Source organism: Acinetobacter sp. PK01 (assembly GCF_022819285.1).
Taxonomy (GTDB): domain Bacteria; phylum Pseudomonadota; class Gammaproteobacteria; order Pseudomonadales; family Moraxellaceae; genus Acinetobacter; species Acinetobacter tandoii.
Window position 1 is genome coordinate 2964843 of the sequence record NZ_CP094643.1, and the last position, 13271, is coordinate 2978113.

Genomic DNA, 13271 nt, shown 5'->3' on the forward strand with positions numbered 1-13271 from the left:
AACAATTTATTTCAGACTCAATTTTCTAATCTGTTAATGATTAACTACAGCCTCGTCAGCTTGCAGTAAACTGTGATAAATCACAGAAGTTAACAAGACGCGCATATTACGCTAACTTCTTATTAATTTCTATAATCTAATACTTCGTTTGCTTGTTTCTTAGCTCATTGCAATGCAATGTGATGGTGGAGACTAGGAGAGTCGAACTCCTGACCTCCTGCGTGCAAAGCAGGCGCTCTACCAACTAAGCTAAGTCCCCAGCTTATCAATAAGTCAATGTTTCTGATCTTCCGTACTTCGTCAGTAGTGGTGGGTCTGACAAGACTTGAACTTGTGACCCCACGCTTATCAAGCGTGTGCTCTAACCAACTGAGCTACAGACCCTCAGATACATCGTCATGAAGAACAACTTGTTGTGGATTCTTACCAATCGTCAATCTTTCGTTAAGGAGGTGATCCAGCCGCAGGTTCCCCTACGGCTACCTTGTTACGACTTCACCCCAGTCATCGGCCACACCGTGGTAACCGCCCTCTTTGCAGTTAGGCTAGCTACTTCTGGTGCAACAAACTCCCATGGTGTGACGGGCGGTGTGTACAAGGCCCGGGAACGTATTCACCGCGGCATTCTGATCCGCGATTACTAGCGATTCCGACTTCATGGAGTCGAGTTGCAGACTCCAATCCGGACTACGATCGGCTTTTTGAGATTAGCATCCTATCGCTAGGTAGCAACCCTTTGTACCGACCATTGTAGCACGTGTGTAGCCCTGGTCGTAAGGGCCATGATGACTTGACGTCGTCCCCGCCTTCCTCCAGTTTGTCACTGGCAGTATCCTTAAAGTTCCCACCCGAAGTGCTGGCAAATAAGGAAAAGGGTTGCGCTCGTTGCGGGACTTAACCCAACATCTCACGACACGAGCTGACGACAGCCATGCAGCACCTGTATGTAAGTTCCCGAAGGCACCAATCCATCTCTGGAAAGTTCTTACTATGTCAAGACCAGGTAAGGTTCTTCGCGTTGCATCGAATTAAACCACATGCTCCACCGCTTGTGCGGGCCCCCGTCAATTCATTTGAGTTTTAGTCTTGCGACCGTACTCCCCAGGCGGTCTACTTATCGCGTTAGCTGCGCCACTAAAGCCTCAAAGGCCCCAACGGCTAGTAGACATCGTTTACGGCATGGACTACCAGGGTATCTAATCCTGTTTGCTCCCCATGCTTTCGTACCTCAGCGTCAGTATTAGGCCAGATGGCTGCCTTCGCCATCGGTATTCCTCCAGATCTCTACGCATTTCACCGCTACACCTGGAATTCTACCATCCTCTCCCATACTCTAGCTGACCAGTATCGAATGCAATTCCTAAGTTAAGCTCAGGGATTTCACATCCGACTTAATCAGCCGCCTACGCACGCTTTACGCCCAGTAAATCCGATTAACGCTCGCACCCTCTGTATTACCGCGGCTGCTGGCACAGAGTTAGCCGGTGCTTATTCTGCGAGTAACGTCCACTCATCAAGGGTATTAACCTTAAGAGCCTCCTCCTCGCTTAAAGTGCTTTACAACCAAAAGGCCTTCTTCACACACGCGGCATGGCTGGATCAGGCTTCCGCCCATTGTCCAATATTCCCCACTGCTGCCTCCCGTAGGAGTCTGGGCCGTGTCTCAGTCCCAGTGTGGCGGATCATCCTCTCAGACCCGCTACAGATCGTCGCCTTGGTAGGCCTTTACCCCACCAACTAGCTAATCCGACTTAGGCTCATCTATTAGCGCAAGGTCCGAAGATCCCCTGCTTTCCCCCGTAGGGCGTATGCGGTATTAGCATTCCTTTCGGAATGTTGTCCCCCACTAATAGGCAGATTCCTAAGCATTACTCACCCGTCCGCCGCTAAGCTAAGGTGCAAGCACCCTCGCTCCGCTCGACTTGCATGTGTTAAGCCTGCCGCCAGCGTTCAATCTGAGCCATGATCAAACTCTTCAGTTTAAAATCAATAGTGCTTTATTCTAAACACCAAATCTGGCTCATCAATTTTCTGACATTAATTTCTCAAATAAACTTCGAGTAATTTCTACCATCAATCAATGAAAATAATTTCGATCAATCAATCAGTAAAAATCCACACAAGTTGTTCTTCATAATCTCTTAATGATCTACCCAATACCTCGTCAGTATTAGATGCTGGACTCAATATACTCAACAACTCAGTGCTTCGCACTTCGTTCGTTTCCGTCTATCTCGTCGGTATGGGGTGCATTCTATACGGTTTTATTTTCAGTGCAAGCACTTTTAACTAGCTGTTTTATTGAGTGTTGCATTTTTATGCACCATTTTAGCTCACCAACAAACCAAAAACCACATAAGTCATTAATTATAAAGCAGAAATACAAATAAAAATATTTCTGCTATTTTTTTAATGATTTAGCTGTGCCTGCTTACTTAATATTCACACTGAGAATTTTCACAGGTTGTTTCGGTACATCTTGGTGCATTCCATAGCTCGCAGTCGGTACTTTTACAATTTTATCGACCACATCCATTCCCTTCGTCACTTTACCAAAGACCGCATAACCTGCATTCATAGACCCTTTATTTAAAAAATCATTGTCTACGACATTAATAAAGAATTGGCTGGTAGCCGAGTTTGGGTTATTGGTCCGTGCCATCGCTAATGTGCCACGCGTATTCTTTAAACCATTTGAAGATTCGTTTTTGATAGGTGCCTTGGTTGGCTTTTCGACCATATTGGCATCCATTCCTCCGCCCTGAATCATAAACCCAGGAATGACACGGTGAAAAATAGTGCCGTTATAGAAATTTGCTTTTGCGTAGTCTTCAAAGTTTTTGGCTGAAACTGGTGCCTTATCATTAAATAGCTCAATTTCAATATTTCCCATTGATGTTTTCATTTCCACCAGAGTATTGGCTGCATAGGTACACACACTGAATGTAGCAGCAGTCAATAACGCGAGGCTCTGTTTTAACATGTTGGGGGTTCCTGTAATGCTGTTTTATATTTGGTTATATTTAACACAACTCTTTAAATTCAGATACTTTTAAACTTTTTATTTATAAGATCTAAATCATTGTTTTAAATTTATGCATGGATATTCAAATATTTAAAACACTTTATTTATGTCTTACTTTAACTGTGTTTATCCCAAAATTTTCTGAATTTCTTACTCATTTCGATGTAGTTCTTCTTTGCAATCCGCGATAAGCCTACCATGTTAATGAAACCATGAGTCATACTTGGATAATCATGATAAGCCACGGAGACACCATGATGTCGTAGCTTATGGGCATAGATCTCGGCTTCATCGTGCAGTACATCATGCCCTGCCGTAACAACAAAGGCGGATGCTAATTTTCTTAAACTACCATAAGTCGGGGAAATAATTGGATCATCCAAAGCAACCTGATGCTGAGTGGCATAATGTGCGGTCACGGTATCAACATCGTCTCCAGTTAAGACTAGACCATCTTTATAAGCAAAAAAGGAAGGATGACGACTTTTAAAGTCTAATGCTGGATAAATTAGAAACTGGACTTGCGGTGCATAGGCTTTACCTATACTACGTTGCGCAACCACCGCACTTAAATTGCCACCTGCACTGTCGCCTGCAACGGCTATACGATTTTTTAAAATTTTGAGTTGTTTTCGATTTTGATACACCCATGCCAAGGCATCTTCACAACTTTGTACAATTTGATACGGTGAGGCTTCTGGTGCTAAGGGATAATCAATACTGAGCACTTGTACATGCGCATGTACAGCCAATAGACGACACACTTCATCATAACTATCGATACTACCAACGACAAAACCTCCTCCATGATAGAACACTAACATCGGAAGTTTTTTATTGGGTGCAGGATGATAGTGACGCGCAAAAATAGTTCCACTTTGCAAAGGTAGGCGTAAATCTTCGACTTGTTTAATGACTGTTGATTTTCCTGCAATAAGCTGGCTCTGCAATTCAAAGACTTTACGAGAGTGCTGTGCATCTGCAGAAATAAAGCCTGTTTTATTTTGTTTATATTGAACAGCAACCAGACATTTAAGAAAAGAGTCTAATTCGGGGTAGTGATAAGGATAGGCTAAAGCCTTGACAATATTCTCCTGTACAAAGTTAGGCAACTTATCGAGTAGTCGCGCTGCTGTCCCTTGATTTTGTTCCATCACTTTTTGTATTGATATGCCCATAAACGACTCATTCCTTGTTGTTTTATTTTTCGGTCAAACTTTACTAAAGATGTTCAACCTTAAAGTATGGCTTTTGCAACAAAGCTAATCTGCTTTAAGCATATTGTCATTAACATTGTTTCTGCAAGTTCAAGTCAAAATCATCAATAGAAAAGTTGGGTTCTTTAACACATCCTTAATTAATAAGAGCATCTATTGATTCAGACAGTACACCTCATTCAAGTACTGTCTTTTACTCTAAATATGCTGTTTTTCAACTCAACAACATAAACATTATTATTGAATCGATTGTGGTTGACCCTGCATATCATTCATTTGAGCCTGTGGAGCATTCATGTTTGCAGATCCATCTGCTTGCGCAGCAATCCCAACTTGTCCTTGTGCACCCACTTCTGCTCCAGTCGACATTTGAGCTGTTTCAGTCGCTTGTACAGGATCTTTTGAAGCACAACCCACTGCAAGCACTGAAATAGCTAACATAGAAATAGAAAATAAACCGACTTTTTTCATACATTGTTCCTTTTCAAATAAAAAATACAAAAACCAATCTTTAGTTTTGCCAAGTCATCATTCATTTTTTTTCAATGAATTGCGCACATATATGGTGAGCGTTTTTTATTTGTTGGTTGCATTCTGCAATGTTTTATTAAGCTGATTGAGACGTTTCTTTTTTCTATGAGAATAAAAAAATCAATTAAGTGATTATTTTTAATCGTATAAAGTACATCGTTCTAACCAAACACAATTGAAAAAACAGATTCTGTTAAAAGATATTGAAATGAAAAAACTTACTGCTGTTGCCAAGTATTTACAAAATAACTTGCCCATAACGTTTCTATGCTACTAAATCTATAAAAAGTCATAACTCTCAACAATTTCACAAAAAAAAGCTTATTCAAAGGTTGAATAAGCTTAAAAACAGACTCCGACATGCCTACCAGACACTACAGCAGCGATTACTTAGCTCTAGCTTAAGAAAATCTGTAGCGCTTGTGAAATATTTAATTTCGTTTAACTTGATCGTTTTTTACTCTCAACTGCTTAAGGCCATTTCATCTCACTTTTCACTACTTTAGCGCCCAATGCTAGGTTGCCGGACTCTGCCAAATCTGGATATTGTTGCTGCATGCTTTGAATTAACTGTGCAGAATTTTTGCTATTTTTCGCGGCTTTTTCATACTGTTTTAAATAATCTATGGAAAAGTTCACTGCATTTAAACCTTCAGCAGCGCCTGCCTGCATATGTGCAGGAATAACAACTTCAGGTTGAAGTGCTTTGATTGATTCTAAGGTCTTAACTACTTCTGCACGATCTTTCGAGCTTGGTGTATCTGCCATCCAAAGATGAATGCCTGATGAAACAGGAATACCACCAACCACTGCTTTAGCACTTGGAATCCATAAATAAGTCAGTTCCTTTTGCCCCTTAATTGCAATCACTTCATCTTCGAGCGTTAATGTTTTGGGAGTATATACCTCTGGCACAATAATTTTGCTGGGTGCATTCACGCCCATTTGTGGTCCCCAGTACTGCACTTTCAGGGCTTGCGTTGCCTGAATATGTTGCACGGTTTCAGGTGTTGCAATGATTTTTACGTTTGGAAAATATTGTTTAAAAACATCCAAACCAAAATAGAAGTCAGGATCGCCATAACTCACAAAAATCGTTTTTAAAGTTTTACCGCTGTCTAAAATCTCTGCTGCGATACGTAAAGCTTCCGATTTAGAAAATTGAGCATTCACCAACATCACTTCTTTATCCCCTTCAATAAGGGTAGATGTCACGCCAAAATGTTCAGGCTTAGCTAAATAGGTGTGAATTTTTAGGTCTTGCGCATAGGCAGTCGAGCTAAGTGCTAAAGCAGTTAAGGCAAGGGCATAAAACTTGGTTTGCATGGTATTCATCTCTTATTTGATTTTGAATACTTTAAATTTCAGTTTATGACAAATAAACAGCTCAACTTAAGATAAACTGTTACAATATACGCAACAATAAACATAAATATGGATACCCTAAAAGCCATTCAAGTCTTTGTCTGTATTGCCCAGCAAGGCAGTCTGACCAAAGCTGCAGACCATCTCAATGTTTCACGCGCCATGGTATCTCGCTACCTTGAACATCTGGAAAATCATTTTTCGACCCGATTGTTTCATCGCAATACCCGTAAAATCTCACTTACGGCTGCTGGCGAGCAGGCGCTGCATTACTGTGAAAATATTTTGCAACAACAGCAATTGCTGTTGGATATGACACAAGATCAGCAACAAACAGGAATGATTCGACTGACCACGGGGTTGTTTTTGCTACAAAATGGTTTAGCCGAATGTATTCAACGCTTTCGTGAGCAATTTCCATTTGTACAATTTGATATTGTGATTACCGAAGACACACTCGATTTAATTGATGCCCAAATCGATTTAGCCTTTCGGATTAGCCCTAAAATAGCTGAAGGTTTAATTGCCCGTCCGCTGTTTCCGATTGACTCTGTTTTATGCGCACACCCCGATTATTTGGCTCAAGCGCCCGAGATTCAACATCCTGAACAGCTGTTACAACATACCTGCCTGACCCATCACAGTATGCATTCAGTTTGGACGCTGAACGCTCCGAATCAACACCCCCAAAACTATAACTTGCATAGTGTGATCAAAAGCAATGATGCCTATGCATTATTAGAGATGTGCAAACAGGCTCAAGGCATCGCCATGTTACCAACCGCATTGGTACAAACTGAGCTGAATCAAAATCGGCTACATCAGATTCTGCCCGACTACGCCCTGCCACAAATGCAACTGTCTGTGGTGTATTCGTCTCGTCGCCATTTAAGTAAAAAAACGCAAGAATTCATCGCATTTGTAATTCAACACTTCAATTTATCTGAGAAAAAATAGAAATAGTGCAAATTTAATCAGGTATGCAACTTGAATTTTGCTTTCCTGCCCCGACCTCTTTTACTAATCATGAATTTCATCACTCATGACAGTTCAGATTTAACCAGTGAACACTGACACCAAAGGACTGTACATGTTTAAGAACTTTTTTCAACGGAGATCATCAATGGCTAATGAGCAAAATGAGCAAGCTCAAGACATTCAAAATGAGCAACAGACAGAACAAACTCAAGCTGAAGGTGTAGAGCAAGCAAACGAGCTTAGCGTTGAAGATTTACAAGCGCAAATCGGCAAACTTGAAGAAAGCTTGAAATTAGAAAAAGCCCGTACAGCAAATGCCGTTTATGAAGCACAAAAGAGTGTTGAGCGTATTCAACGTGAAGCTGAAAAGCATAAGGAAACTGTGCTTGAAAAGTTTGCCAAAGAATTACTCGACTCTGTCGACAATTTAGAACGTGCCATTCAAGCCGCAGGTGAAGAAGAAACCCCTGTACTTGAAGGCGTAAAACTTACCTTGAAATCTTTACTCACAACACTTGAAAAATTTGGTGTGGTTGAAGCAGATACACAAAGCGGTTTCAATGCAGATTTACACCAAGCTGTCGGTATTGATCCAAATGCCAAAGCGAACGAAATTGGCACCGTTTTACAGAAAGGTTACACCTTAAATGGTCGTTTACTTCGCCCTGCTATGGTGATGGTAGGCGCATAAACCCTATAAATACGGGAGTTTGTGAAAAATTTTCAGAAAAATAACTTGAAAAATTTTGAACGGCTCTCATATCGGATAACAAGCAAAAACATTGCACAAGAATTTTTGAGGAACAGATCTAATGGCTAAAATCATTGGTATTGACTTAGGTACAACAAACTCATGCGTTGCTGTACTTGAAGGCGACAAAGTTAAAGTAATCGAGAACGCCGAAGGCGCTCGTACAACTCCATCAATCATTGCATATAAAGATGGTGAAATCTTGGTTGGTCAATCTGCTAAACGTCAAGCAGTGACTAACCCTAAAAACACATTATTCGCGATTAAGCGTTTAATTGGTCGTCGTTATGAAGACCAGGCGGTACAAAAAGATATCGGTCTTGTACCTTACAAAATCATCAAAGCAGACAATGGCGATGCTTGGGTTGAAGTAAACGATAAAAAATTAGCGCCTCAACAGGTTTCTGCTGAAATCTTGAAAAAGATGAAGAAAACTGCAGAAGACTATTTAGGTGAAACAGTTACTGAAGCAGTTATTACTGTTCCTGCTTACTTTAACGATGCTCAACGTCAAGCAACTAAAGATGCGGGTAAAATCGCTGGTTTAGACGTTAAACGTATCATTAACGAACCAACTGCTGCGGCACTTGCGTTCGGTATGGACAAAAAAGAAGGCGACCGCAAAGTTGCAGTTTACGACTTAGGTGGTGGTACTTTTGACGTATCAATCATTGAAATCGCAGACCTTGATGGTGACCAACAAATCGAAGTGTTATCAACAAATGGTGATACTTTCCTTGGTGGTGAAGACTTTGATAACGCGTTAATTGAATTCTTGGTTGAAGAATTCAAGAAAGAACAAAGTGTGAACTTGAAAAATGATCCACTTGCGTTACAACGTTTGAAAGAAGCTGCTGAAAAAGCAAAAATTGAGCTTTCTTCATCAAATGCAACTGAAATCAACCTTCCATACATCACGGCTGATGCAACTGGTCCTAAACACTTAGTGATCAATGTAACACGTGCGAAACTTGAAGGTTTAGTTGCTGATTTAGTTGCTCGTACAATTGAGCCTTGCCGTATCGCGCTTAAAGATGCTGGTCTTTCGACTTCTGACATCTCTGATGTAATCTTGGTGGGTGGTCAATCACGTATGCCAATGGTTCAACAGAAAGTTCAAGAATTCTTTGGTCGTGAGCCACGTAAAGACGTGAACCCTGACGAAGCAGTGGCAATTGGTGCTGCGATTCAAGGCGCGGTATTGTCTGGTGACAAAACTGACGTTCTTTTATTAGACGTAACACCGTTAACTTTAGGTATTGAAACAATGGGCGGTGTATTAACACCAATCATTGAGAAAAACACCACGATTCCTGCGAAGAAATCACAAGTGTTCTCTACTGCTGCTGACAACCAGCCTGCTGTAGACATTTCTGTTTACCAAGGTGAACGTAAGATGGCTCAACAAAACAAATTGTTGGGTAACTTCCAATTAGGCGACATTCCACCTGCTCCACGCGGTGTGCCACAAATTGAAGTATCTTTCGACATCAATGCTGATGGTATCTTGAAAGTATCTGCTAAAGATAAGAGCACTGGTAAAGAGCAATCGATCCAGATTAAAGCGAACTCAGGTTTGTCTGATGCTGAAATCGAAGCAATGATTAAAGATGCTGAAGCGAATGCTGAAGAAGATCGTAAGTTTGAAGAACTTGCAAAAGCGCGTAACGAAGCTGATGCATTAATTTCAAGCTCGAACAAAGCTGTTAAAGATCTTGGTGACAAAGTGACTGAAGATGAAAAAACAGCGGTAAGCACTGCCGTTTCTGAGCTAGAAGCAGCAACAAAAGAAAATGATGTTGAAGATATCAAAGCGAAAACTGAAGCTTTACAAAACATCTTGATGCCGATCACTCAACGTGCTTATGAACAAGCACAACAAGCTGGTGGTGCTGAAGGCTTTGATCCAAATGCATTCCAAGGTGGCGATGCAGGTCAACAAAAAGCTGATGATGGTGTTGTAGATGCAGAGTTTACTGAAGTAAAAGATGACAAAAAATAATTTGTCTCTTTAAAAAAAACCGCGCGTAAGCGCGGTTTTTTTTATTTTTAGAGGAAGCATATATTTCCACACCGCACACTTTTCGCTACATTACACATAAATGAAAAAGAAAAATGATTTATGCATCGACTTGGATTCATCCTACTCTTCTTAGCGATACTCTGGCTCAGCTACCAAAGCCATGCACACTATCAATTACGCTATAACGCCTGGTCAGATCGGTTACTGCACCCCTTTGATCAACGACTACGCTTTAAAATTGGCAATGTAGATCCACGTTTTGGTCTTACTCAAGCACAGGTTATACAACTGAGCCAAGAAGCTCTTGAAATCTGGCATCAAGGTACGCAACAAACTCTGTTTGTTTATGATCCGCATGCCAAACTCAGCATAGAACTGATCTATGATCAGCGCCAGCAAGATGCAGATGCGTTAAAACGAATCCAACAAAAACTAGATAAGAGCAAAAATCAAAACAATCGCTCTTCAGACAATATCGAACGCGCCAGAACTCAACTGGGTTTCACACAACATCGTTTAGAACAGCAACAACAACAACTGGAAGCCGAATATCGCTATTTACAGAGCCAACAAGCCCAAGCGCAGTCCGCGGAACAACAACAAAATTTACGTAACCAACTCGCTCAACTACAATACAAAATTGCACAGTTCGAACAAGAAGCTGCTTATTTTCAACAACAAAATCAAAACTTTAATCAGCAGGTCGATCAACACAACTTGAGTATTCAACAGCTGAATAAGGACATCGTGCAAGCCCAACGACGTTTCCCAGCACGTGAATTCCATAAAGGCGTGTTTATGGGCAATAAAATTGAAATCTACCAATTTGATGGAAATGATGATCTGAGACTAACCATCGCACATGAATTAGGCCATGCACTAGGACTGGCACACCATAATGACTCTCAAGCCCTGATGTACCCTATTTTGGGAGAACAAGATTTACAGCATTTTAGGCTCAGAGCTGCAGATTTACAGTTATTGGCTGCACGCCAATAACCTTGTGAAAAATACCCTTAAACTTTATAAGGCTTTTTGCTTGATTTGCGCAGCAAAAGATTGGATTTCATGCTATTGTGATAGAACCATCCACACAGCAAACTGAGCGGAGAACAATGTGAGTTACTACCATATTCTCATTGAAGTGAATGATCATATCAGCACAATTGAACAAACTCGTGATTTGGAATTGTTTGATATTATTGAAATTCAGCCTTATCTCCACTCTATTATCCTGCCATATTTCAATGAGCAAGAAATTGAACTGGAAGATGAAAATATTGAATTTCAGGATATCTTGCATTTAGAAATCAAGCAGACTTTGCTGCCAATTCAACACCTGATTGAAGAAGAACAACGTCTACTGCCAAGCGACACAGATGTCACCATTAGCGCACATGAAATTTTTAATAACCGCGATTTAAGTCAGGATGTCACTACTGTAATTTTTGATATTCTAGAAGCGGTAAAACTCGATCCAATTGAAGTCGAATAAAGCACCTAAAATGTGATGACGGTACACCCGCACCGTCATCTTTCCGTTTTACTTCATCATTAATTTGGCATTTTCATTACGAAAGGCCTGCAAAGTCTGTTGCCCTGCTCGTCCAGTCGGATTTAAACCCATACGAATCTGTTCATCACGAATCGCTTGTCGGGTTTTATCACCAATCAAACCATCTACTTTACCAATATCATAACCACGATTAAGTAAATATTGCTGAATTTCACGACGTTCTGAACGAGATGTACCTGCATCATTGGTTGGCCAACCTTGTCGGAAATTGCCTTTGCCCTGTAAGCGATCCGATAAATGCGCAATCGCTAAAGCATAACTTTCAGCTGCGTTATAACTATAAATAGCATCAAAGTTCTTAAAAACTAGGAATTTAGGTCCGTTTTCTCCAGCGGGTGCCATTAATCCTGCTGGAGTACTTTCAGACAGATTCCCCTGAATTAAGGCACTACCATCCGCACGTGTCAGCCCTTGATTCATCCAGTAAGATAAACTTTTCTTATTACGGCGCCCTTCACCTGAAATAGACAAGCTTGCGGGTGTCGTTACCTCAAAGCCCCAAGGCATGCCTGTTTGCCAACCTCGCTTGGTCAGGAAATTAGCAGTCGAAGCCAGTGCATCTGAGGTACTCGAGACCAAATCACGGCGACCATCACCATCAAAATCGACAGCTAATTCTTCATAAGTCGATGGCATAAACTGCGTATGACCAAATGCACCTGCCCACGAACCGCGTAGTTGTTCTTCTCTTAAATCACCACGCTGCAAAATACGCATAGTGGCAAAAAACTCACCACGGAAATAACTTTGGCGGCGGCCTTCACAACTTAAAGTACCGAGAGCCTGTAATAAAGGATAACTGCCTGAAATATTACCAAAATTACTTTCAACGCCCCAGACTGCCACCACCGTTTCAGCAGGCACACCATAAGTCTGGGCAACGCGATTCAGAACCTCACGGTGCTGGACTAATTTTTGTCGCCCCATTTCAACTCGCTCATCATCGACCAGACCTGACAAATAGTCCCAAATGGGTGTAGAAAATTCAGGTTGATAATTTAACTTATCAATCACGCTATAATCAGGCGTTAAATTTTGGGTATAACGATCATAAGTACTCGCACTGACACCTGCAGCAAGTGCTTGACTACGCAAATTTGACAAGCAAGCTTGAAAATTATTCTCGGCACTGTAAGCACTTTGGTTTGTTAAGTTATTATTATAAGTCGAAACGGAAGTAGGCTGACCATTAATAATCAATTCCGCATGGGATGGTGCCGTAAACCAAAAAATGGATCCAAAAATAAAATAATTAATTCGTTTCATCATCACTTTCGTTTTAAATTCAAATTATGCGCTTACCTTAACATTCCAGTACAAAATTGACAGATAAGAAACGTAAAATTTGAATTCATTTTCTTAATTTTAAATTCATATTTCACTTTTAAATTCAAAAATAGTTACCCACAACCCAAATCACGCTTTAATTTAAATTCAAAAGCACCACTTTAAATTTAAAACCAAAAATTTGAATTTAAAAGATGTTATCCATAACCGTATCTTTTAAATTCAAAACACACACCAACAAATTAAGTAGAATCAGCATGAGTCATGACCTTTACTTGTGATTTTTGAATTCAAAAATGCCGATTTAAATTCATAACTCGCTCTTTTAAATTTAAAAAAAATGAATTTAAAACCGCTTATCAATTTTAAATTCAAATTATTTTATCCACAATTGATGATTTACTCTGTGTTTAAATTTAAAACTTTCACCCAACCTCAGTTTTGAATTCAAAGTTTTTTCTATTTTCTTATTCTTTAACAACCAAAAACTACGGCTTATAGCTTATTTTTCATTCAAC

Annotated in this window: 10 protein-coding genes, 2 tRNA genes and 1 rRNA gene; 5 read left to right on the forward strand and 8 right to left on the reverse strand. The window is 40.4% G+C overall.

Annotation, left to right across the window (positions count from 1 at the left end):
* Positions 1-183 precede the first annotated feature (183 nt).
* The 7 genes from MP622_RS13995 to MP622_RS14025 form a co-directional block, all read right to left on the reverse strand.
* Positions 184-259: transfer RNA gene (locus MP622_RS13995), tRNA-Ala, on the reverse strand.
* Positions 260-307: 48 nt separating this feature from the next.
* A tRNA-Ile gene (locus MP622_RS14000) sits at positions 308-384 on the reverse strand.
* A 61-nt stretch (positions 385-445) separates the two neighbouring features.
* Positions 446-1982 (reverse strand): 16S ribosomal RNA (locus tag MP622_RS14005).
* A 449-nt stretch (positions 1983-2431) separates the two neighbouring features.
* Positions 2432-2983 (reverse strand): peptidylprolyl isomerase, encoded by a 552-nt coding sequence (locus tag MP622_RS14010; RefSeq protein WP_044739536.1) that lies wholly within the window; start codon positions 2981-2983, stop codon positions 2432-2434.
* Between the two features lie 158 nt (positions 2984-3141).
* Positions 3142-4203 carry an alpha/beta hydrolase gene (locus MP622_RS14015; protein WP_044739537.1) on the reverse strand — a complete coding sequence of 354 codons (1062 nt, stop codon included), beginning with the start codon at positions 4201-4203 and terminating at the stop codon, positions 3142-3144.
* Positions 4204-4479: 276 nt separating this feature from the next.
* Positions 4480-4713, reverse strand: a complete 234-nt coding sequence (locus MP622_RS14020; RefSeq protein ID WP_044739538.1) for a hypothetical protein — start codon at positions 4711-4713, stop codon at positions 4480-4482.
* A 531-nt stretch (positions 4714-5244) separates the two neighbouring features.
* Positions 5245-6099 (reverse strand): MBL fold metallo-hydrolase, encoded by an 855-nt coding sequence (locus tag MP622_RS14025; RefSeq protein WP_044739539.1) that lies wholly within the window; start codon positions 6097-6099, stop codon positions 5245-5247.
* A gap of 108 nt (positions 6100-6207) precedes the next feature.
* On the opposite strand from MP622_RS14025, the gene MP622_RS14030 reads away from it, so the two are divergent.
* From MP622_RS14030 to MP622_RS14050, 5 genes are all read left to right on the forward strand, one after another.
* On the forward strand, positions 6208-7095 hold the full coding sequence (locus MP622_RS14030; RefSeq protein ID WP_016168971.1) for a LysR family transcriptional regulator: 888 nt from the start codon (positions 6208-6210) through the stop codon (positions 7093-7095).
* 166 nt (positions 7096-7261) lie between these two features.
* Positions 7262-7807, forward strand: a complete 546-nt coding sequence (gene grpE, locus MP622_RS14035; RefSeq protein ID WP_243791468.1) for a nucleotide exchange factor GrpE — start codon at positions 7262-7264, stop codon at positions 7805-7807.
* 121 nt (positions 7808-7928) lie between these two features.
* Positions 7929-9869, forward strand: a complete 1941-nt coding sequence (gene dnaK, locus MP622_RS14040; protein WP_243791470.1) for a molecular chaperone DnaK — start codon at positions 7929-7931, stop codon at positions 9867-9869.
* A 120-nt stretch (positions 9870-9989) separates the two neighbouring features.
* Positions 9990-10889: a matrixin family metalloprotease gene (locus tag MP622_RS14045; RefSeq protein WP_243791472.1), complete on the forward strand. Its 900-nt coding sequence runs from the start codon at positions 9990-9992 to the stop codon at positions 10887-10889.
* 118 nt (positions 10890-11007) lie between these two features.
* Entirely contained in the window at positions 11008-11385 is a 378-nt protein-coding gene (locus MP622_RS14050; RefSeq protein ID WP_016168967.1) for a hypothetical protein, read from the forward strand.
* 48 nt (positions 11386-11433) lie between these two features.
* Here MP622_RS14050 and MP622_RS14055 read toward each other — a convergent pair whose 3' ends face one another.
* Complete coding sequence (locus tag MP622_RS14055; RefSeq protein ID WP_243791474.1) at positions 11434-12732, reverse strand: lytic murein transglycosylase; 1299 nt, start codon at positions 12730-12732, stop codon at positions 11434-11436.
* Positions 12733-13271 lie beyond the last annotated feature (539 nt).

Excerpts from the sequence above, each read along its gene's own strand:
- grpE (WP_243791468.1), top strand. The coding sequence starts at position 7,262 with ATGGCTAATGAGCAAAATGAGCAAGCTCAAGACATTCAAAATGAGCAA.
- MP622_RS14045 (WP_243791472.1), top strand. The coding sequence starts at position 9,990 with ATGCATCGACTTGGATTCATCCTACTCTTCTTAGCGATACTCTGGCTC.
- MP622_RS14030 (WP_016168971.1), top strand. The coding sequence starts at position 6,208 with ATGGATACCCTAAAAGCCATTCAAGTCTTTGTCTGTATTGCCCAGCAA.
- MP622_RS14020 (WP_044739538.1), bottom strand. The coding sequence starts at position 4,713 with ATGAAAAAAGTCGGTTTATTTTCTATTTCTATGTTAGCTATTTCAGTG.
- MP622_RS14055 (WP_243791474.1), bottom strand. The coding sequence starts at position 12,732 with ATGAAACGAATTAATTATTTTATTTTTGGATCCATTTTTTGGTTTACG.
- MP622_RS14025 (WP_044739539.1), bottom strand. The coding sequence starts at position 6,099 with ATGCAAACCAAGTTTTATGCCCTTGCCTTAACTGCTTTAGCACTTAGC.
- MP622_RS14015 (WP_044739537.1), bottom strand. The coding sequence starts at position 4,203 with ATGGGCATATCAATACAAAAAGTGATGGAACAAAATCAAGGGACAGCA.
- MP622_RS14010 (WP_044739536.1), bottom strand. The coding sequence starts at position 2,983 with ATGTTAAAACAGAGCCTCGCGTTATTGACTGCTGCTACATTCAGTGTG.
- dnaK (WP_243791470.1), top strand. The coding sequence starts at position 7,929 with ATGGCTAAAATCATTGGTATTGACTTAGGTACAACAAACTCATGCGTT.